Annotated in this window: 17 protein-coding genes; 8 read left to right on the plus strand and 9 right to left on the minus strand. The window is 42.6% G+C overall.

The genetic code is table 11. The annotated features are described in order from the left end of the window. Positions 1-365 precede the first annotated feature (365 nt). The gene (locus JMW64_RS07385) at positions 366-2,756 is read right to left on the minus strand and encodes a TonB-dependent receptor (RefSeq protein ID WP_193007406.1); all 2,391 of its coding nucleotides are present in this window, start codon (positions 2,754-2,756) and stop codon (positions 366-368) included. 523 nt (positions 2,757-3,279) lie between these two features. On the opposite strand from JMW64_RS07385, the gene JMW64_RS07390 reads away from it, so the two are divergent. Next, a complete protein-coding gene (locus JMW64_RS07390) occupies positions 3,280-3,555 on the plus strand; it encodes a hypothetical protein (protein ID WP_193007407.1) in 276 nt (91 codons plus the stop codon). Positions 3,556-3,744: 189 nt separating this feature from the next. On the opposite strand, the gene JMW64_RS07395 is transcribed toward JMW64_RS07390, so the two are convergent. The 6 genes from JMW64_RS07395 to JMW64_RS07420 form a co-directional block, all read right to left on the minus strand. Further along, positions 3,745-6,042 carry a TonB-dependent receptor gene (locus JMW64_RS07395; protein ID WP_198329933.1) on the minus strand — a complete coding sequence of 766 codons (2,298 nt, stop codon included), beginning with the start codon at positions 6,040-6,042 and terminating at the stop codon, positions 3,745-3,747. A 174-nt stretch (positions 6,043-6,216) separates the two neighbouring features. After that, entirely contained in the window at positions 6,217-7,203 is a 987-nt protein-coding gene (locus JMW64_RS07400; protein WP_201553850.1) for a siderophore ABC transporter substrate-binding protein, read from the minus strand. Continuing rightward, on the minus strand, positions 7,200-7,976 hold the full coding sequence (locus JMW64_RS07405; protein ID WP_193007409.1) for an iron ABC transporter ATP-binding protein: 777 nt from the start codon (positions 7,974-7,976) through the stop codon (positions 7,200-7,202). Before JMW64_RS07405 ends, JMW64_RS07400 begins: the two co-directional genes overlap by 4 nt. Continuing rightward, positions 7,973-8,887, minus strand: coding sequence for an iron chelate uptake ABC transporter family permease subunit (locus tag JMW64_RS07410; RefSeq protein ID WP_372860370.1), 915 nt, complete (start codon positions 8,885-8,887; stop codon positions 7,973-7,975). The genes JMW64_RS07405 and JMW64_RS07410 overlap by 4 nt, the downstream gene beginning before the upstream one ends. 32 nt (positions 8,888-8,919) lie before the next feature. Continuing rightward, positions 8,920-9,858 carry an ABC transporter permease gene (locus tag JMW64_RS07415; protein ID WP_193007411.1) on the minus strand — a complete coding sequence of 313 codons (939 nt, stop codon included), beginning with the start codon at positions 9,856-9,858 and terminating at the stop codon, positions 8,920-8,922. A 337-nt stretch (positions 9,859-10,195) separates the two neighbouring features. After that, a complete protein-coding gene (locus tag JMW64_RS07420; protein ID WP_198329938.1) occupies positions 10,196-11,152 on the minus strand; it encodes a helix-turn-helix domain-containing protein in 957 nt (318 codons plus the stop codon). 193 nt (positions 11,153-11,345) lie between these two features. Between JMW64_RS07420 and JMW64_RS07425 the strand changes: the two genes are divergently transcribed. Beyond that, positions 11,346-11,651 (plus strand): cupin domain-containing protein, encoded by a 306-nt coding sequence (locus JMW64_RS07425; protein ID WP_060491130.1) that lies wholly within the window; start codon positions 11,346-11,348, stop codon positions 11,649-11,651. 542 nt (positions 11,652-12,193) lie between these two features. Here JMW64_RS07425 and JMW64_RS07430 read toward each other — a convergent pair. Beyond that, positions 12,194-12,709: a hypothetical protein gene (locus JMW64_RS07430; protein WP_201501280.1), complete on the minus strand. Its 516-nt coding sequence runs from the start codon at positions 12,707-12,709 to the stop codon at positions 12,194-12,196. A 340-nt stretch (positions 12,710-13,049) separates the two neighbouring features. Beyond that, positions 13,050-14,006, minus strand: coding sequence for a hypothetical protein (locus JMW64_RS07435; protein WP_201501281.1), 957 nt, complete (start codon positions 14,004-14,006; stop codon positions 13,050-13,052). Positions 14,007-14,245: 239 nt separating this feature from the next. Here JMW64_RS07435 and JMW64_RS07440 point away from each other — a divergent pair, with 239 nt between their 5' ends. The 6 genes from JMW64_RS07440 (at position 14,246) to acnD (ending at position 22,941) form a co-directional block, all read left to right on the plus strand. After that, entirely contained in the window at positions 14,246-15,259 is a 1,014-nt protein-coding gene (locus tag JMW64_RS07440) for a LysR family transcriptional regulator (RefSeq protein WP_201553851.1), read from the plus strand. Between the two features lie 286 nt (positions 15,260-15,545). Further along, positions 15,546-16,844, plus strand: a complete 1,299-nt coding sequence (locus tag JMW64_RS07445; protein WP_406947488.1) for an NRAMP family divalent metal transporter — start codon at positions 15,546-15,548, stop codon at positions 16,842-16,844. Between the two features lie 354 nt (positions 16,845-17,198). After that, on the plus strand, positions 17,199-18,089 hold the full coding sequence (prpB, locus tag JMW64_RS07450) for a methylisocitrate lyase (RefSeq protein WP_201553852.1): 891 nt from the start codon (positions 17,199-17,201) through the stop codon (positions 18,087-18,089). A gap of 93 nt (positions 18,090-18,182) precedes the next feature. Then, the gene (locus tag JMW64_RS07455) at positions 18,183-18,815 is read left to right on the plus strand and encodes a DUF2059 domain-containing protein (protein ID WP_201553853.1); all 633 of its coding nucleotides are present in this window, start codon (positions 18,183-18,185) and stop codon (positions 18,813-18,815) included. A 104-nt stretch (positions 18,816-18,919) separates the two neighbouring features. Next, positions 18,920-20,059 carry a bifunctional 2-methylcitrate synthase/citrate synthase gene (gene prpC, locus JMW64_RS07460; protein ID WP_201501285.1) on the plus strand — a complete coding sequence of 380 codons (1,140 nt, stop codon included), beginning with the start codon at positions 18,920-18,922 and terminating at the stop codon, positions 20,057-20,059. A 248-nt stretch (positions 20,060-20,307) separates the two neighbouring features. After that, positions 20,308-22,941, plus strand: a complete 2,634-nt coding sequence (acnD, locus tag JMW64_RS07465) for a Fe/S-dependent 2-methylisocitrate dehydratase AcnD (RefSeq protein WP_201555074.1) — start codon at positions 20,308-20,310, stop codon at positions 22,939-22,941. Positions 22,942-22,979: the final 38 nt, after the last annotated feature.

Consider the following 22,979-nt stretch of genomic DNA (forward strand, 5'->3'; position numbering starts at 1 on the left):
ATGAAGAATCAAGACAGACTAAACAAGGAGTTAAAAAGTGAAGCAGTATTTTGCTACACCCTTACTCATAGACAGTGTACTAACTGAAAGGTCTTTTAAAGACTTAAAGACAAAGTTGAGACCGAATAACGGCTAGGAGAATGTTGATTAACATAAATGATAGTTATTATGAATCAGGATATAGATAAATTAGATTTTTAATCATATTCGAAGTTCATGAACTTAGTCACTGAATGCCTGTTTAAATACAGTCTATATGATAATGCTATAGGCTTACTATTATAAGAAATGGCATTGATTTTGAAAAATGTAAAAACCTTTTACGCTATCCAATAATTAGCGTAAAAGGTTTTCTGATATTATTTTTAGTAATCCACAGTGTAGCTCAATCCGTAAGTTGTTCCCGAGGCAGGTAGACGATTCAAGTCACCATAGGTTGTTTGATGATAGACCGTTAGATAATCCTTATTGAGTAAGTTGTAAACCCCATAGTTTACTCGACCTACCGGCATTTTGACTTGTCCTAATACATCAAGTGTCATATAACCTGTGACTGGTAATGCTCTAGAATCAGGATCTTTTTGTTGATCCTTAAAGGCTTTATCATCACCGCCAATTGCTAATGCTTGTAGACGTACATTGCTGCCTTCATCAAAGTTGTATTGTGCAAATGCAGTGCCTTTAAGGGGTGTCAAGCGTACGGCATCAAGCTCCAACCAATCACCATCTTTATCATACTGACCACGAGTATAGGCGACACTGCCACCCAATTGCCATTGATCATCAATATCATGGCTGAGCGAACCTTCTATTCCGTAGACGCGCTCATCAGTATCGACGACTTCTACCGTATAGTCATTGGTAAAGCGCACGGTTTTATCTGATTTATTATAAAAACCGCTCAATCGTGCTGCTGTATCGCCATGCTTGCCCTGCCAGCCCAACTCGTAATTGTCGATTGCGATAGGTTGTACATTGTCTGAGTTGACGACAAAGCCTGCCCGTACATCACGTAGCGCACGCTGAATGTCAGCAGTCGTAAAGCCTTGTGAAAAATTGGCAAATACTTGGTCATTTGGGGTTAATTGATAGCTGGTACCGATATTAAATAGGGTTTTATCGTGGTCTGTATTGCCCTTTTCCACTTGACCAGCCTGATAGTCAATGCCGTAAGCATTACTGACACCGTTGATGAGAGGATCATTAAAATACTCTTCGAGCAATTGCTCATAAATGGGCGTGAAAGTAGCCGTTTCTGCTTTCAATTTTTGATAGCGCACGCCTGCACTGGTATGCCACTTATCCGTCAAGTCTATATCGGCATTGACAAAAGCGCCCCATTTATCAATGGTGGTATCTGGTCCACCATTATAGCTAAGACCACTTGGCTGAGCACTTAGACCGTTACTGGCCTTAAATTTATCTAAGTCTTGACCTTCATAAGTTTGCTCGCTTTTTTCGCGCTCAACATCCATACCATAGCTAAACAGCGTCTTTTTACCCGCAATTTTACTATCCGTTTGCATGGCGGCGCGTAGACCCATCACCTCAATGTTAGCTTCTGATTGAGTGACGACGACTGCCCCGCCCAGTAATTCTTTTAGCGTACTCTCATCGGTAAGGCCATTAGCCACCCAGACTTCGCCCGCTTGTGCAGGGAAAACTTTACCAGAAGGATAAAAACGGCCTTTTTCGTCTCGATAGTACCCAGTCACGCTCAGATTTGAGCCTGCAATATCATCATTATTATAGTTAAGGTTGACTGATGTCTTAGTCGTATAAGGCTCGTTTTCTACGTCAGCACCGTCAATCGCTTTTAAAGATGGTGGTAGTTTTTTCGGTTTTAATAATACTTGTAGATTTTTACCATAATCTGGACCATAGTCAGTATCCTGCTCATCATTATAGTAAGTCACTGCCAAATCAAGACGTTGGCTGTCAGTGAGCTCTATACCCAAGCTACCATTAATACTTAGCGACTCGGTATCTTGTTGGTCAGTTTGATTGACGTCTGGGCTGATGCGATTATCATGACTATCGAACTTGCCGCCTTTCGTTTCATAATCCACATCTAGGCGACCATAAACTCGCTCACCGCCATAGCCTAATGTCTGCCCCACATGATAGCCCAATGAATCTGAGTCAAAATTACGGCTGCTACTGACGCCGATTCTGGTTTGTCTAATAGGACCATAACCCACCATAGATTTTGTGACGAGGTTAATCAGACCACCAGCCGCGCCAGCCCCATAAATACTGGTCGCACCAGACAGCACCTCTACCCGCTCAAGCTGCGCAGGATCGATACTGTTTAGCTCGCGTGAAAGGCTGCGTGAGCCACTCAATGGCACACCATTCAGCAAAAACTGCACGGGACGGCCATGCATGGTCGTGCCATAGTTACTGGTTGAGCCACTACTTGCCCCCAAACTTGGAATCAGCTGAGCCAATATATCTCCAGTAGTACGATTACCTGTCGCCTGCATTTGTAGCTCATTTTCGGTAATTACCTGTGTGACGGCGGGCATCTCACTAATTTTTTGTGCCAAAGCCGTTCCTGTCCTTGCTGTAGCAGTGACCGTAATGGTATCTAAAGTCGCGTTTGGTAACTCACTTGAGGCGGCGTTGACAGCTAAGTCTTCTGAAAGCATCGTATTTGAAGCGATGTCCATAGCACTGACATTGTTTTGTGCATATAGTTGCTGGCTGATACAAAAGGTAAGAAAGGATAGAGCAACTTGATGGTGGCGTTTCATATTCACTTCACTTAATTGGAGGATCAAAGAGTGGTAAAAGTTATATTTAGCTAATAATGCTGTGTGTACTAACTTTGTGAACAATATTGTAAATGATAATTATTTTTGTTTCTATAATTATTTACAATATTAAAAACCCTATTGCTTCCGAAAAAATACTACTCCAGCGTCACTCAAGATTTGATATCTAAGCGGTATCCATAATTCAATTAATAGCTTTCTATATGGCTCAACACTGATATATTATTCATATCACCCAAGCGCCTGAACAAGGCTTCTTAGAGCATATGATGGCCTTGGTACGATAGAAGATGCCAAACGTACCAGAACGCCAAATGAGATTGAACTGACTATATTGCCGTCCTCTCAAAAGGCAAACTCATTGCTATTTTTATTTCAGTGGCTTTGTTAGTTTGCTTAATTTCGACAACGATTAGCGTAGTAGTCATGAGCTGGATGCTCAAGCTAAGGTGATTGTGATCTTGGGACGAGCGGTGGAAGCTGCTGGCGACGTCGATGTACTATGGATTTAGAACAACAATTACCAGAAGTGGCTCGCCGTGGTAGTATGCTACTGCTCATTTCATTAATATTAGTCCAATACGGTCTTATGAATTTGCCGGCAAGAGAGATAAATACTGGGCGTACAGTAGGTGTCACTTTCGTTCTGCTAAGCATGATTATGGAGCTGTGGCTCACTCCTTCATTTACCAACACAAGCAATGCTAAGGTTAACGTGGCTAGCAATTTAAGTGCCATAAAAAGCACTCCAATAGGCACCATTCTATTTATGCTTTAGGTAACAACTTGCCAGTAGAATAACGAGTAATTATTGATATCGCTAAGTCTACGTCTCATCTACTTTTTGAGCCTTGAACTCACAGAAGAGTGAATTATATGCTAATAAATTTCCTATTTGGGTGCGGCAAATCTTTAGCACTATAATTCACTAATCTATAATGATATTACAAACACGCCTTAACTCAAATCAAAAATCCATTGTGGCTGACAGCATAAATGTACGCGGCTCACCCAAGCCAAGACTGGTATAATGCGGCTTTGCCCAATAAGCTTTATTAGTTACGTTAGCAACACTCGTTCTTAATGTCAGCGGCTTTTTATCAATAGAGGTGGCATAACGTGCACCTAAATCATATACAGTGCGACCTGGTAATGACAGTGAGTTGCCTGCGTCAAGATATTGCTTAGATATCGAGTTTGCATTAGCTGTCAATGTCAAGTCTTGAATAAAAGGTAGATCCCATTCAACACCAAGCTTAGACTGCCATTGTGGGACACCTGTAGCTCTATTACCCTCATTAACGCCACCAAGCGTCTTGGTTAGCTTCGCATCAATATATGAAACCCCACCCATTAGGCGTATATCTTCAATGGGTGAGCCAAAAAACCCCCATTCAACACCTCGGTTACGCTGTTCGCCAGCATAAGAAAAGATATTACTAACAGGGTCTAAATAGCTATTAGGTTTCTCTATTTCATAAACACTTAGGGTATGTGAGAACTCACCAAGATCAAGCTTTACGCCAACTTCTTTTTGTTGCGTCTTATAAGGGGCAAACATTTCACCAGCATTTTCTGCATCTATCGGTGCAGTAGAACCTTGGCTCAAACCTTCTATATAGTTAGCATACAAAGAAACTTGATCGTTTACTTTACTTAGTAGCGCTATTGATGGCGTAGTCGCACTTTCGTTGTAATCCTTTGCTGATGCCAGCATACCTGCTTGTTTACTTTCTACCTGTTGATGTCGCAGTCCTAAAGTCAGCTGATATTTATCCTCAGCAAAAGACAGTGTGTCTGCAAGACCATAGCTGGTCAAATTCGTTTTTGTGTTCAGTAGCGCAGGAGAATTGAAGGGAATATTACGCGACTCCCATACTGGTTTATATATGTTCGTGACCCAGTCTTCAGCTAATAAACCCCTTCTAGCACTTAAATCATAATCTTCCTGATAGTCAACGATGTTAAATGCCAATTGATGATTAACTCGTCCTGTTTGGAATTTACTTTTTAACCCTATCTCAGCAGACTGTCTTTCGACTTCATCATCAACTTCTCCAAGGTTAGTCCGATAATCTCCTGCGGCATTGATAATCTGCGCGACAGAGGCACTCTGCGACTTAAATTTTGTTTTACTATTTCCGCCCGCACCATAAATCATTAAATCGTCAGTCACATCATATTCACCACGTATCATTAGCCCCTTATCTTCACTATCATTAAATGCCCAGCTTGGGTTCAGTAGCGTCTCTGGTTTGGGCGGCTTAGGAATCGACAATCCTGGTGCTAGGGTGAGACCGCGAGTCGGTCCATCGACACGATCTTTACTATGATAAAGATCTGTCGATAATCGAGCACGCTCTCCTTTCCAGTCCAGTGCAACAGAAGCCAGTTGCGCTTGTTTTTTTTGATCATTTACTGCACTATCACCCTCTCTATAAGCACCATTAATCCGAACACCAAACTGCTTGTCTTCACCAAAACGACGTCCTACATCCACATGCCCACCAAGTTGTGAGTCTGATAAATATCTTGCCGTCACTCGCGTCAACGGCTCATCGCCTGCTCGTTTAGGCACTAGGTTGACTGCACCGCCTACTGAGCCTTTGGGCGGCATACCATTCAATAAAGCTGAGGGCCCTTTGAGTACTTCGATACGCTCAAACATCTCAGGTGAGCTACGATAATAAGGTGCCATACCGAATAGCCCGTCTACCGTAACATCACCAACGTCTGAAGAGAATCCACGGATAGAATAACTTTCAAGATTCTGGCCACCAACCCCACTGCTAAAGACGGCAGGATCAGTAGCAGCGATGACAGCCGTAATATCGGTGGCTTGCTGATCTTCAATAAATTTATCGGTATAGCTGATGGCACTAAACGGCGTCTCTAAAAAATCCTTATTTCCCAAGAATCCAGCGTGATTGGTATAGGTCACCTGCCCACCTGAGTAGATAGGATTGTCGTTGCGTTCTGCCACTACTGTTATCGCAGGCAAGGTCACTGTAGGAACGTTGTTATCCTCCTCTAACGGTGGGTTTTGCGCTCCATTGCCAGACTCAGTGGTTTGCTCACTATGTGTCACATTACTATTTGTCTGTGCATACGCTGATGGCATACAGATGAATACCGTCCCAGCGACTAGGCTCAAAGACATGGCAAGTCTTGCTGATACGATATAATTGAGCGCGAAAGAAGGTTTGGTCAGTGTCGCCCGCTGTTTGACCCTATTTTTATGATCTAAGTGTTGAAGTTGGTGCATGGAAACGTCCTCTTGTTTTGATGGAAAATAATAATGCGAATAAAAACACAAATGATAATCATTAACAATTTAGGATAAAAAGAGCCCTCTCTTTCTCACTTAATTATTCACTAGAGCGTGTCCTAGTCCTACGTTAAAAAACATCGTTCGTCTTAGAAGGTTCCTAGAGTGTCTCTAGGACGTTGGCTGATAGCCTTTGAGGACATCGTCCATTATGATGTTTAATGAGGTTGGGCTAGCGGCTGCTATATACCACGCATCTGCATCAACAAAAACAACACGACCATTTTTCCATGCTGTTGTTTGACGAAGTAAAGGGTTGCTCACATCATCAGGATTGATAATAGCGCGATGCTCCATGACAGCGGTACGGTCTACAATATAAAGAATGTCTGGATCTGCCTGCTGTATAAACTCACTAGAAATCGGCTGTCCATGTAGGCTGGTCTCTACAATCGTACTCGCAGGCTTGACACCCAAGTCATTAAAGATAAAACCATAGCGTGATTGCAGCCCAAAATTGCTAAAAGCCCCATTATTGTGTAAGACAACCAGTGCTTTTTCTGAGCGGTTTTTTGTGAAGTCCTGAACCTCTTTGACTCTTGCATCTAACTGCGTGGCTTTTTGTTCTGCCAATGCCTCCTTATCAAAAATACGACCTAAAGTTAATAAGTGGCTTTTAACACTGGCTATATGCTGCTGACTGTTATTAAAATTCACATCGAAATGTAGAGTCGGTGCAATCCCTGACAGCTCTTGATAGTTAGCGGCGTGAAGCGGGGTCATCAAAATCAGATCAGGATGTAGCGCATGGATACGTTCCATATTTGGCTGAACAATAGCGCCCAAGTCCTCTACTGCGTCATCCGCTTTGTACTGCGAAAGAAAGTGCGGAATATAGTCTTTGACCATTCCTGCAATCGGAACATCGAGCTGATCCAAAAAATCAGCTTCATTCATATCCAGTACCGCGACGCGTTGCGGTCGATTATTGATGACAGTAGTACCAAGCTCATGCTTGATCGTGATGGGCGTCTCAAGTTTTTGTGACGCGTGTGCTGGCTCATTTGTCAGCTCAGTAGAAGTTTTTTCGCATCCTTGTAATGATACCGCTGCCGACATGACCAGTACCCAAACCCAATCTCTCTTACTCAAATTCATACTGCATCCCCTGATAAATTGAAGTAGTTGCACAGGCAACCACGTTCACTACGAATGATCTCAAAATCAAGATCGTATAACTCACTTAAGTTGGCTTCTGTCACGACCTGTTCAGACAGACCACTAAAGCTAAGCGTGCCATTCTTCAACGCCACAATATGGTCAGAATAGTTGGCTGCAAAATTGATATCATGAATCACCAAAATAACCGTGCGCCCCTGCTCATCACATAGACGGCGTAAGGCTTGCATGATTTGTACTGCATGCTTCATGTCAAGATTGTTTAGTGGCTCATCCAATAACAACACGTCTGTTTGTTGCGCGATGGTCATCGCCAAAAAAGCCATTTGCCGCTGTCCACCACTTAATTCATCCAAATAAGAATGACGTAGAGGCTCTAATGCCAAAAAATCAATGGCCTCATCAATGATGCGTCGATCTTCTGTGGTTAACGCACCACGGCTATACGGAAAGCGCCCAAAGGAGATCAGCTCTTCCACGGTTAATCGTAGATTAAACCCTGGAGACTGCCGTAATGTCGCAACGTGATGCGCGTATTCAGAAGTACCAATCTCACGGATGTCACGATCATTGAATGATATCTGACCACTACTTGGCTCCAATAGCCTTGCCATCATCATCAACAAGGTGGATTTTCCAGCACCATTAGGACCAATTAAAGAGGTAACACTGCCAGCCTGAAATTCTAGGCTAATATCTGATAGCACAGATTTTTTGCCATAGTTTTTATGGACATGGTTGATGGTAATCATGTGAACCCTCTAGTACGGACAGTCAGCGCGAGAAAATAGATGCCACCCACAAGGTTGACGAGAATACTGACACTGGTTTTATAATTAAAGACATGCTCAACAAAGATTTGAGCGATTAAAAATATGGCGATAGTAATGGCGCAAGCGATGGGTAAGGTGACTCTATGCCAGTTACTCCCTGCAAGCGCATAAGCGATGTTGGCAATGAACACGCCCATAAATACCGTAGGACCGATCAAGCTCGTTGACACAGCCACCAAAATGGCAATTAAAGCAAGATATAACTTAACGTATTTAGGATGGTTTACACCAAGAGACAGCGACTGCTCACGGCCAAGCGCCATCACATCTAAGACAGGCAATGTTTTACGACTAACCCATAGTACGGTGGCTACCGCAAGCGCTCCATAAAACAGAGTCTCTGGCTGAGATCGATTAAACGAGGTATAGCTCAACCCCTGAAAAACCGAAAACTCTCCGGGGCTAATACGCAGCTGAATAAACTGCGTAATCGTACCGATGACCATCGTCAGTACCAAGCCAAACAACAACAAGGTATAGACATCATTTTTACATCGAGGGAAAAGCCAGTGATGAAGTGCCCAAGAATATGCCAGCATCAATACGATTGATACGATAAAATTACCACTGACACCCAGCAGCATCAGTCCATTTGTACCCATCACAAACAGCAGCAGCACTTGCCACAGTAAATAAACAGCCTCATAGCCCATGATAGAAGGTGCCAAAATACGATTGCCAACAATAGTTTGAAAGATTATAGATGAAAAAGCTAAGCATATACTACCGAGAACAATAGTCGCTAGACGCATCAAACGCTTAGGAATTAAGTAATTAAAATCTAAATCAGAGCCTATAAATAAGAAAATAAGCGCCAGCAATATAATCATTATCAAGGTCGTCCAAATCTTTGCCGCAGTACTCATCTTACTCCCCTCATGATTAACACAAGGAATATCACACCGCCTACCCCGCCTGCGGTAAGGCCAATAGGAACCTCAAAAGGATAAATGACGAGCCGCCCAAAAATATCACAAATCAGCAGCAAACAAGCACCGCCTAAGGCGACTACTGGCAGTGTCCGCGACAGGTTTTCCCCGTACTTTAGAGCGACTAGATTTGGAATAACCAGCCCCACAAAAGGTATGGCGCCGATGGTGATGACTGAAGCGGCCACCGTTACTGAGACTAGCATAAGCCCTAAGGCAGCTGTCGCCGCATAGCCGAGTCCTAGACTGGCGGCCATGTCCTCGCCCATACCCAGTACCGTAAAGCGATGGGCATAAATATAGGCTAATACAATGATGGGCAAAATAATATAAATCAGCTCGTAATGACCTTGTACAACCCTTGAAAAATCTCCCAATAACCACCCTTGCATACTTTGTAAAATATTATGGCGATACGCATAAAACTCCGCAATTGAGCTCAGCACACTGCCATACATCAACCCAAGGACAGGAATAAGAACAGCGCTCTTAAACTTAATACGGCTAATAATGAGAATAAAAAGTAAGCTTGAGGCAAAGCAAAAAACCAGCGCAAAGATCATTTTACTACTCGTACTGGCATTAGGAAGCATGGTGAGCGAGACCAAAATGCCAAGTTTGGCAGCATCCAAACCCCCTGAAGTTGCGGGCTCAACAAACTTGTTACGGACGATGTGCTGTAAAATCACGCCGCTAACAGACAAACCCACTCCTGTCAGTACCAGCGCAATCAGCCGTGGTATACGGCTCGCCGTTAGGGTCAACCATGCATCGTTGGAGAAATTAAAGAGGGCGATAAGTGAGGTCTGTTTTGAGCCCAGCATAAGAGAAACGGCACAGAGTAAAATGAGTAACAAAGATAGTGAGCGCATTATTGAAGTTCTTCTTACTTATTACGAATGACTTTTTACTACGCTGAAACATACCACCAACAGTCTATAAAACTCATTGCTAGGATTTTTCATTAAAGCATAAATGAGAATCAATCATACTATGCTTGTTTGAATAGGTAAGTTGAATATAAGGTGAAATTGGGAAGTTATACCGTGAATAAGGGAACTTATTCGGAACGACACCTCAGCATTTACCAAGGTTTAAAGATTGAATTAACTCAGGCGCAACATAGGTTTGGCATAAATAAGTCGTATATCAGCAATGCTTATTTAGCTGATTTTAGAAGATTGTGGCAGCTTGACATCTATTGGTTGGCTAGATAAGTTGTGTGGGTGTAACGCCATAAAATTTGGCAAAAGCTTTACTGAAATTGCTAGGATCACGATAGCCAACATACCATGCAGTCTCTTGGACGCTTTTATATTCATCTAGCAACAAACGCATTGCTTCCTGCATACGCAGTTCACGGATAAAGCTGCCGATTGTTTTACCCGTTTGTTGTTTGAACTGTTGCTTGAGATAGCATTCGTTTATACCCACTCGTTGAGCCAACAAGGAAATTGTTAATTTATTACTGTACTCTTGGCGAATAATATCAACGGCCTGATCAATTTGGCTTTTTTGGTTTGCTAATCGGCCTGATATATCTTGAATGCCTAAAATATCTTGGCAAAGCAGCAATGCTTGACTCTCTAAAGCTAATCGATCACTCAAAGTACAGCAAGGTAAAGAGAGGATATAAGCTGCACGAGCAAGTAGACGTGGCTGGTTGGATAAGCTGACTTGAACCATTTCAGGATCTTGATTATTAGAAGGTAATAGCCATGTTGGAACAGCGAAGCTTTCTGCCCAGCGCGACAACAATGTTTGATTAAAATCGATTGTTACGATATGGCTATTTATAGGGGAATTCTGCAAATATTCAGTGTCAACTATAGAGTTTATATCACCAAAATCTCCTGATCGTCGCCAAATTTGCTGCGAATGAATACTTGTATCAGTCCGTAAATTACTAGCATGTAAGGTATAGTTCGCATCTACAATTAAGTGCATCCCTACATCACAAGAAAATGGTGCGGCGGGTTCCACCAAAGATTGGCTGCTAGCAATGCTGTTTCGACCGAGCACGATACCATTATGCAAGCTCAGTAAGTCACCATAACCAGAGCTGCCATCATAAGTTGGACGTTTAATCAAATAGTCAGAATCAGGATGATCGAAAGACCAGTATTCGGTCTGATAGTGGTCGTAAAATGCATGTAAGTTTGCCATATAAATACAATCAAGATGTTTTGGTATGTGTGTTTATGTTATATCCAGCTAAAAATAGCTTTACACGTATAAATAGCCAGTTCTCCAGTCTTGAAGCAATAATAGCATTATTAGTAATAAACAATCATCTTAATGTTAATGATTATCAATTAAATATAATTCAATGGTATTCACATACCAAAAAGGAGTAAGCATGAGTCTGCTGATAGCGAATATAAAAAAAGAGCTTGATGATATTGAACAGTTTTGGAAGCCTACTGATATCGCTCAGTTTAATCAATTAACCGTAAAACTGGCTAAATTGAAAGGTGAATATGAATGGCATAATCACGAATATGAAGATAAGCTATTTCACGTATTGTCAGGCCAGTTATTTATTATATTAGAAGACAAAACCGTAGAGGTGAACGCTGGTGAAGTTGTTGTTATTCCTAAGAACAGCAACCATAAACCTTATGCGCCTACTGAAACGAGTGTAATGTTTTTTGAACCTTTATGAATATATAGCCGGTACAATATAATTCAGATACAAGGAAGGCGAGCGAAAGTACTACAAATAGTAGACTAAGCGAGCCTGACACCGTATCTGATTTATATAGGATTGACTATAGAATTAAATCTATAACAATGTTTCTATTACAGCTATTTGATTGAAATGCATCTGAGCACTCAGTATTAATAATTTGTAAAGCCGTTAAAAATACTGCCGCCTTTGTAAATTAAATGTCGAAAATGCAATATGCATAATAAACTTATCAACCATTTATTGAATACCCACTTTGCTTTTCAAAGAGTGGTCAGCCAATCAATCTTGCAGATTTTTCTCCTAATGAAGGTGTGAATATTAGCACTCTCATTACTCGCGTTTATATTATTTCAATATCAGGATATAACGAGGCTAAGTTAACCAAATCCCTCCAATGAGTAGGAGCTTCTCTGCCTGCTTACAAAGCTATCTGGAGATATGCATATGTCAAATAGCTGGTTTTAAATAAGTCGTCATCTGCGTTTCAATGCTATTGTATTAGCATATAAACTTGATTATTTTTCCTCACGGTATAAGATGTTTTTTGCTTCTACTCTAAAATCTTCATGACTAATCGCAGGCTCAATGCTAGCTGTATTTAGGTTCACATGTGAGACAGACGCTTCTGGCTCACGATATAAGATATTCTGTGCTTCCTGTCTAAAATCACCATAACTGATAGCAGTCTCGACTTGAGCGTGCTTAGCTTCAACATTAGCCTGATTGTGATTTTTTTTAACCTCTGCTAGAGGTGAACTATCTGCTGCCGACTCGTTGATTTGATGAGTAGCTACCGTAACAGGTAGATGAACACTTACCATGGATGTTTGAGGGATTGTTGAAAAAAAACGAGCCGACACAAATATAGTCATTAACAACAAGACACCCACTATAGCAAACCATTTTACATGACTCAGCAAACTGTCTTTTGCTAGCTTTGCTGTGTCGGTTGCTAATAGTGGCTCGTTATTAGAATTACTGGATAAGCCAACACTTTTATTGATATCACTTTTATTGTCTGAGAGAGTCATAATTCAATACCGAGTCAATCCATGTTATGAACGGCCTATCACCGTATCCTTGATCTCAGGATACGGGCTCTCGGGTATGTTGCAATGATTTTTGGTATGAGCGATAGAATTGACTGATAAGCGGCTTGAAAGCACTATTATTGTATGGCTAATTGCTGATGAGCAATTTGAAAAATGGTGATAAAAATGAGATGAATTGCAGTCTAATAAGTAAAATAGCACAGACTATCTCGAGGTATTAAGCAGATATTTAACGCTGCTTGGCAAAATTCAGTCCATTTGAATTGAGAATATACCTTAGATTGAATGACTAGTTGAAATTATGAATGTGCAGCAGACCCTAATCATTGGTCTCACGATACAAGGTACTTTGGGATTCTTCTCTAAAGTCATCATAAGTGATGGCTGCCTCAGCTGCTGGCATGGTCGATGGGGCTTCAGTAGTCTCTACCCCATTAGGATTGGTGTCTGGATTCTCAGTGGGGGATTCCTCTGGTTGCGATATCACTGTCGATTTGTCTATCGCGCCTGTATCAGCAGAAGGTTGGTTGTCATCGGTTACTACTGCTTTGCCAGTGCTAACAGCTGGTGCTGCATCTGTCGTTGTTGTTTTCGTCTCTGCACTATCAGGTGCAATCGTTTTCGTTGAGGTCGATAGAACACCGGTGAAAATTAGTGTTGCTACAATAATAGCAATCAATAATGAGCCAAATATCATGCCAATAATAAGCGGTTTTTTGCTACTTACTTGCTTTTCCTTTGATTTTGCTAATTGTTTAGCAATGGCACTGTCATTTACAGCGTCGTTATTATTAGATAGTTGTTCGTTTCTAACTTTTTCCGCTGCTAATTTTTCTGAATCTTGACGTTTTAAATCATCAGCATTTGCGCTGTCAGCGATATATAAAGAAGATTTATCGTTATTTGCATCAGAGTCTAAAGAGTTGTCAGTATTAGCTATCGGTGCATGATTTGTCGAAAAACCCTCGTCTTTATCGTCATCAGAAAAATCTACATTAATACCTGCGCTCACGCTTTCTTGCTCTAAAGTAGCAAATAATTCTAGCTCTGTGGCGCTTAATGGCTCATACGATGAAAGATGATTGGTATTCTCTAGTGGTTTTAATGCATTTTCTTTGAAAGTAGCGTTATCCTCATTACTATCGACATTTTCGACACGCGTGATAAAACGCTCGTAGATATTATCTTTACGCATACGCTTACGTGGCTTAGTATTAGCAATTTTGGCTAAATTTGCCTCTAACTGCGCATTAGGGCTATTTTTTTTGTCGCTCATGAAGTAATACCAAACCAGTTTTTACCGCGAAAAAGTAGATAATAGCTAGAATTAAGAATAAAGTTTTTATTGTTTGCTAAATTGTAACACTAACGTTAATAAACAATATAGTAGCTCGCCTCGTTCGCTTCAAGCATAATTTGTCGCTTACTGCTCTTATTCGGATAAAATAATCAAAATAGCCAAGAGAAGATAAGCCACAAGCAACGGTGACATCATAAACAAGTGAGCATAAAGATATGGATTTAAAACAGCTCAACGCTTTTATTGCTATCGCAGATTCACGGAGCTTTAGTGCCGCAGCGACTAAAACTGGATTGTCACAACCAAGCTTGAGTCGTCTGCTTAAACAGCTTGAAACAGATATGGGTGTGGAATTGGTCGATCGCTACCATAGACCGCTACATCTGACTGAAGCTGGTACATTCTTTTACGACAAAATCAGCGCCATATTGACAGAAATTGATACCGTCACCAGCATGACGCAGCGGCTATCGACGCCCAGTAGCATGCTGAATATTGGCTTTGTCCCATCCGTGCTTTATGGATTGCTTCCTGAAATTATTGCCATGTTGAAGCAATCCAGCCCCGATATCGACGTCAATCTCAAAGACATCAGCTCATATCAACAAATAGAGGCACTCAAATCTGGTGAGATAGACATCGGATTTGGGCGTTTCCCCCATCAAGATCCATGGATTCAGCAAATACTACTACGTCATGAGCGTTATGTCGTCGCCTTACCAAAAGCGCATCCTTTGGCGCATGTAAAGGAGCAACGGTTGATAGACTTAGCGAATAATCGTCTGATTCTCTACCATCAAACCCATTTACCGATAGCGACTAGCGTAAGATCAACCAGCGCAAAGCTGGATAATAATACAAAATCCAGACGCATAAGCGCTGAGCAATCCGCACATAGCGCGCCTATTACTGAACCTTTACTACACTTATTCGCACAATACGGTATTTCGCCTTTTATGACTACGACGGTGAGTGACTTGCAAGTAGCGCTAGGCTTGGTGGCGGCTGGCGAAGGCATTACGCTTGTGCCTGCTAGCCTAAAGACCGTGCGTACCGACCAAATCAGTTATCAACGTTTAGTACACGAAAACGTCACCTCCCCTATTTATCTGCACACACTCAAAGATTTCGTTCATCCCAGCATTTCTGATTTGCTGAGCGCCACCTATCAGGTATATGAGCAGCGCGGCATCACTTATCGGCAGCAAAAATTTGTGTCACAGCCTTAAATTATCAGATATTGAATGGATATTGTGTTATAAAGAACCGCTAAAAAATAATCAGCCTTAATACTTGATATTATCAACTGATTATGCTAACTAAAAAGAATGGCAATGCAAACAAATAGTAATAACAACTAGAATAATCATTCTCCTGACTGGCTTCGGTGTGCTAAAGTCGATACAAGATGAATCGTTTTATATTTAAGCAGTTTATAAAGCCCTTCTCTCATGATCATTGGCAAGCTGACACAGGTAAGTGATAATTTGCCGTTTTAACCATTTAGAGGTATTCATGACCACACAACCACTCAATAACCCACGCACCAACCCAAATGCCACTGACGATACCGCGACATCGCAGCAAGAAGGCTTTAGCTGGCGCATCTTTGGTCCCGGTATTTTGATGGCAACCGCTGCTATCGGTGGCTCGCATTTGATTTCATCGACGCAGGCTGGCGCTATATATGGCTGGCAACTGGCCATTATGATTATTTTAGCCAACGTTTTTAAGTATCCATTTTTTCGCTTTGCAACCGACTACGTCTATGACACTGGCGAGAGTTTGATTGCAGGCTATGCCAAACGCTCAAAAGTATATCTGTGGGTATATTTTATACTCTCTATCCTATCAGCTGTCATTAGTACGGGTGCGGTCTCGCTCATCGCGGCGGTGATACTAGGTTTTATGCTACCCGCTTCTCTTGGGCTATCGACGATGGCGCTGTCATTGATTATCGTGGCGGTTTCTTGGTTCTTTTTAATTGCGGGTCACTATAAGCTGCTTGATGGTGTGACCAAATGGATTATGATTGCCTTGACGACTGCGACCGTCGCTGCTGTCATCATTGCTGCTGGCAAGCCGACAGTCATGGCTGCTGACTTTGTCGCGGCTTCCCCTTGGGATTTAGCAACTTTAGGTTTCATCGTGGCACTCATGGGCTGGATGCCAGCACCGCTTGAGTTTGCCGCCATTACCTCGATGTGGACATCTGCCAAAGTCAAAGCCGATCACACCACCCATCGCCAAGGTTTGCTTGATTTTAACGTCGGTTATGCCGTTTCTGCCATTTTGGCATTGTTCTTCTTATCGTTAGGTGTGTTTGTACAGTATGGCTCAGGACAAGAAATTGAGCTGGTCGGTGGCGCTTATATCAATCAGTTGATCAACATGTATACCGCAACCATCGGTGAATGGTCACGTCTATTGGTCGCTTTCGTCGCCTTTATGTGTATGTTTGGCACGACGATTACCTGTGCAGACGGTTATGGCCGTGCCAACGCTGAGTGCTGGCGTCTAATAAAAGGTGAAAGCGAAATCAACAAAAAGCAAATCGCTTTTTGGACGACCTATGCTATCGGTGGTGGGTTGATGATTATCACTTTCTTTACTGGACAACTAGGTACTATGCTTAAGTTTGCCATGATATCGGCGTTTGTTTCAGCGCCTATCTTTGGCTGGTTGAATTACTCATTGGTTAAAAACCATAAAAAACTGTCTTTTGGTATGAATGCACTCTCTATCGCAGGACTCATCTTCTTAACGGGTTTTGCGCTGTTATTTTTAGCCAATCTTGCTGGACTATTTGGCTAGGTATCGGTTTTAAAAATATCTATTTATATCATAAAAGCCCTTTTAGCTTAGCTATTAGGGCTTTTTGGTAAGCTAAAACCATGAATCGATAAAAATAAGCGCAACCGCTATTGTAAATAAATGTAAATAATGGGCTATACGTGTCTTTGTGAATTCAGCAATATGAATAATAGTTTGAGCAAACCATTAATTTATAGATAATGCTATTTACATAGTGAATAATATTAGTTTTAATAAACTATTTATTTAAATTATTTAAATTATTGTACTCAAACAATGCTTTGCACTCACTGATTATTGGGTATAATCGAACACAATAACGATAATACTATCTCTCTATGCAAGGACACTCACATGACTTTACCTTCAGCAGGCGCACGCTTTCGCAGTGCTTTGACCCAAAAAAATGATAATAACCAGCCACTACAAATTGCAGGTGCTATCAATGCCTATACTGCAATGATGGCGACCCAAGTCGGTCACCAAGCGTTATATCTCTCTGGTGCTGGTGTGGCAAATGCCTCATTTGGTCTTCCTGATTTGGGTATGACTAGCCTTGATAATGTACTAGAAGATGCACGACGTATCACTGACGCAGTTGATACGCCGTTATTAGTAGATATCGATACTGGTTTTGGTGGCGCGTTTAACATTGCACAAACCATCAGAAAAATGGAAAAAGCAGGCGTGGCAGCGGTACATATCGAAGATCAAGTCGCTCAAAAGCGCTGTGGTCATCGCCCAAATAAAGAAATCGTCAGTATTTCAGAAATGGTTGATCGCTTAAAAGCGGCATTGGATGCCAAAACTGACCCTGATTTTGTGGTCATGGCACGTACGGATGCGTTATCGGTAGAAGGTCTTGATGCTGCTGTCGAGCGCGCTGTTGCCTTCCAAGAAGCAGGCGCAGACATGATTTTTGCCGAGGCGTTAACCGATATCGAAATGTATCGTAAGTTCACTGACGTATTGGATATCCCAGTACTCGCCAACATGACAGAGTTTGGTCAGACCGACCTTTACACCACTGATCAACTATATAGCGTGGGTGTCGAGATGGTGTTGTACCCACTATCAGCATTCCGTGCGATGAACAAAGCGGCATTAAACGTTTATCAGCATCTATTGACTGATGGCACACAAGAAAAAGTTGTTGATACCATGCAAACCCGCATGGAGCTGTATGATTTCTTAAATTATCATGAGTTGGAGCAGACACTAGACAAGCTATTTGCTAATAAGTAGTTAAGAATTAGTTATTGGCAATACTGAAAAGATAGCTCACCTTTGAGTGTGTTATCTTTTCGAAATCCGTCTTCATTTACTTTTAGGTTATTTATGCCATTTTTTACTGCTAATACTGCTTTTAAAACGTCACTACTGAGCAGCACGCTTGCGGCGCTATTATTCATGACGGGCTGTGATAAAACACCAGAAACCGCCGACGACACCACCAGTGGTGCAAGCACTGCTGAAGTTGATGCTACCGCACCTGCCACTCAAGATGACTTGGTCATGACAACGATTACGCTAGATACTGTCAACAGCCTACTATTTGCACCGGTTATCAATAGTGGTGCGCTCAGTGCAGAGCAAGTCAGCTGTCTCGAATCACGCGACAAAGACTTGGGTAAAGCCGAAGTCGATAGCTTCTATAAGAGTCAGTTTACCGATGCAGAGTTACAAGAGTTGCATAACTTTTATACGTCAGAGGTAGGGAAAAAGCTGATTACGTTTGGTAATGAGCAATTGCGTGTCATGAATGGTGAAGAGATTGCAACGCCAATGGCTGATCCTACTCCAGAAGAGATGACTGAGATTCAGACGTTCATGGAATCACCACTGGGTGTCAAGTACATGAAAATCAATAATGCAGAAGGCGAAGGCAGCGCAATGGAAGTCTTGAATGTTCCTATTGAAGCGGAGTTTGAGCGTTGTAATGTCGATTTAGATGGTCCACAGCCTGCCTAACGCTCAACTGGCGCTATCATCATTCATCAACTGATAAATTTATTATTAGAAACTTAGAAACACCGTTTTTCACCCAAAAAGCTACCCACAAAAGGAATTTCATCATGGCAGCACAGAACCCATCAACAAAAGTATTGTCAGGCGCAGGGCTACGCGGACAAGTCGCTGGCAAAACCGCTCTATCTACCGTCGGCAAGTCAGGCTCTGGTCTGACGTATCGCGGTTATGACGTGTCAGAGCTGGCAGACAAATGCATCTTTGAAGAAGTGGCCTACTTGCTTCTTTATGGCAACTTGCCGAACCAAACTGAGCTTGACGCTTATCAGACCAAGCTCAAAAGCTTGCGTGGTCTACCACAGTCATTAAAAGACGTGCTTGAGCGCATTCCTGCCGAGTCTCATCCAATGGATGTTTTACGTACCGGTTGCTCTATGCTGGGTAACTTAGAAACTGAAATGAGTTTTGATGAAGAAAACGACCAAGCAGATCGCATGCTTGCGGTATTCCCTTCTATTATCAACTATTGGTATCGTTTTACCCATGACAACGTGCGTATCGAAACCGAAACTGATGATGCCACCATTGGCGGTCATTTCTTGCATTTGCTAAAGGGTGAGAAACCAAACGAGCTACACGAAAAAGTGATGAACGTGTCTCTTATCTTGTACGCAGAGCATGAGTTCAACGCCTCGACCTTTACCGCTCGTGTGTGTGCTTCTACGCTATCTGATATCCATTCTTGTATCACTGGCGCGATTGGTTCACTACGCGGTCCTCTGCATGGTGGCGCTAATGAGGCGGCGATGGATATGATTGAAGGCTTTAGCTCACCTGATGAAGCCGAAGAAGAAATGATGGGTATGCTAGCGCGTAAAGACAAAATTATGGGCTTTGGTCATGCCATCTATAGCGAATCAGATCCACGTAACGTCGTTATTAAAGGCTGGGCTGAGAAGCTAGCTGCTGACGTTGGTGATGAAGTGCTATATCCAGTATCAGTACGCTGTGAAGAAGTCATGTGGCGCGAGAAAAAGCTGTTCTGTAATGCTGACTTTTTCCATGCCTCAGCCTATCACTTTATGGGCATTCCAACTAAGTTGTTCACGCCAATCTTTGTTTGCTCGCGTCTAACAGGTTGGGCAGCACACGTATTTGAGCAACGTGCTAATAACCGTATCATTCGCCCAAGTGCGGAATATACCGGTGAAGAGCTGCGTCCAGTACCAGAGATGAGCGCGCGTTAATCCATATATATTTACTATCTCGGATAAGTGCTTATGCGAGATAACCAGTTTAACTGCTAGATATATTCACAATTTAGCAGTTAAACTTTTTCTTAATAACCTCACTTTCTTTTTAGCCATATTTTTTTAGCAAAGCCTTCTTCTAACTTCTAATTCCACTAATGACTTTGCTAAAAGAATGACTATTTTTTAAATTTAAACCAGCCAACTGCCAAAGGTGAATCATGGACAACGCTCTAGTACAACCAATGAATGATCAATTCAAAAAGCCCCTGCCAGATACCGACCTCTATTACTTTGACACCCGCGAGGCTGTCGAAAATATTGAAGCTGGCGCGTATGACAAGCTACCGTTTTGCTCAAAAGTACTATGTGAAAACTTGGTACGTCGTTGCCCACCAGAAGAGCTAACAGCTGCTTTAAAACAACATATTGAGGGCAAACAAGATTTAGATTTTCCTTGGTACCCTGCCCGCGTGGTTTGTCATGACATCTTAGGTCAGACCGCGTTTGTCGATTTGGCAGGTCTACGTGATGCCATCGCTGAGCAAGGTGGCGATCCGTCTAAAGTGAATCCAATCGTGCCAACGCAATTAATTGTTGACCATTCACTAGCCGTTGAACATGCCGGCTTTGAGGAAAACGCTTTTGAGAAAAACCGTGCTATCGAAGAGCGCCGTAACGATGATCGCTTTCACTTTATCAACTGGTGCCAGTATGCCTTTGATAATGTCAACGTCGTACCGCCCGGTAACGGCATCATGCATCAGATCAATCTAGAAAAAATGTCGCCTGTCGTCCAAGTCGTCCAAAACAAAGCCGGTGAACAAGTAGCCTTTGCCGATACTTTAGTCGGTACAGATAGCCATACGCCTATGGTCGATGCGCTTGGCGTTATCTCTATCGGTGTTGGCGGATTGGAAGCTGAGAGCGTTATGCTAGGCAACCCGTCTTATATGCGCCTACCAGATTACGTTGGTGTTAAATTAACTGGCAAGTTGCAAAAAGGCATTACTGGTACGGATCTCGTACTTGCGATGACTGAGTTTTTACGTGATGCAGGCGTTGTCTCTACCTATATTGAATTCTTCGGTGAAGGTGCGCGCCAACTGAGCGTCGGTGACCGTGCGTCTATTTCAAACATGACCCCAGAATATGGCGCGACGGCGGCAATGTTCTATATCGATGAGCAAACCATCGACTATTTACGTCTCACTGGCCGTTCTGAGGCTCAAATCAAATTGGTTGAGCAGTATGCCAAGCAAACTGGTCTATGGGCTGATGGCATGGAAAATGCGGAATACGCGCGTGTGCTTGAGTTTGATTTGTCCGCTGTTGTCCGTAATATGGCAGGTCCTTCACGTCCGCATGCTCGCGTATCCACCACGGATTTGGTTGCCAAAGGTATTGCTCACGCTCCTGAAGATAAATTACCAGAACCAAAAGATGGTCTGATGCCAGATGGCGCGGTGATTATTGCCGCAATTACCAGCTGTACCAATACTTCTAACCCACGCAATATGGTTGCAGCGGGCTTAGTTGCTCGTAATGCTAATGAGAAAGGCTTATTACGTAAGCCTTGGGTGAAGTCCTCATTAGCACCCGGCTCAAAAACGGTCAAAATGTACTTAGAAGAAGCTGGTCTGATGCCAGAGCTACAAGAAATTGGCTTTGACGTGGTTGGTTTTGCTTGTACCACTTGTAACGGCATGAGCGGCGCATTAGACCCTGATATCGAAAAAGAGATCATCGATAATGATCTGTTCACCACAGCTGTACTGTCTGGTAACCGTAACTTTGACGGTCGTATCCATCCGTATGCCAAGCAAGCGTTTTTAGCGTCGCCACCATTGGTGATTGCCTATGCTATCGCCGGTAATATTCGCTTTGATATCGAAAAAGATTCATTAGGTAAAGATCAAAACGGCAATGATGTTTATCTAAAAGACATCTGGTTTGATGATGACGAAGTGGATGCCATCGTTGCCAAAGCCGTGAAGCCTGAGCAGTTCAACGCCGTTTATATCCCGATGTTTGATGAAGCCAAAAAAGACACCGGCAAAGCGTTAAGTCCAATTTATGACTGGCGTGAGATGACTACGTATATTCGCCGTCCGCCGTATTGGGAAGGCAAAATGGCGGCGATGAATAAGCTAAAAGGTATGCGTCCATTAGCGGTATTGGGTGACAATATTACTACTGACCATCTCTCACCGTCCAATGCGATTTTGGGTGACTCAGCAGCTGGCGAGTATCTTGATACTATGGGCTTACCGGCAGAAGACTATAACTCTTATGCGACCCATCGCGGTGACCACTTAACGGCGCAGCGTGCGACCTTTGCCAATCCTAAGCTATTGAATGAGATGGTACGTGACGAGAAAGGTGAGGTGATCCAAGGTTCACTTGCTAGAGTAGAGCCAGAAGGTCAGGTCATGCGTATGTGGGAAGCAATTGAGACCTATATGAACCGTGAACAGCCACTTATCATCATCGCTGGTGATGGCTACGGTCAAGGCTCAAGCCGTGACTGGGCTGCTAAAGGTGTACGTTTAGCTGGCGTTGAAGTCGTCGTCGCAGAAGATTTTGAGCGTATCCATCGTCAAAACTTAGTCGGTATGGGAGCGCTACCTTTACAGTTTAAAGAAGGTGTCAATCGTAATATCCTAAATATCGATGGTACTGAAATATTCGATATCGAAGGCGAAGTGTCGGCTGGTGGTGAGATGACATTGGTCATTAACCGCACAGATGGTACTGTCGATAAAGCCTCAGTGAAATGTCGTTTAGATACTGCTGATGAAGTTAAAATGTATAACGCTGGCGGTATGCTACAGCGCTTTGCTAAAGAGTTTATCGATGGCACGCTAGATATCGTTTAATAGAAACGAATAAACAACAACGATAGCTGTCGTACACG

This window comes from Psychrobacter immobilis (assembly GCF_904846065.1).
Lineage (GTDB): Bacteria > Pseudomonadota > Gammaproteobacteria > Pseudomonadales > Moraxellaceae > Psychrobacter > Psychrobacter immobilis_H.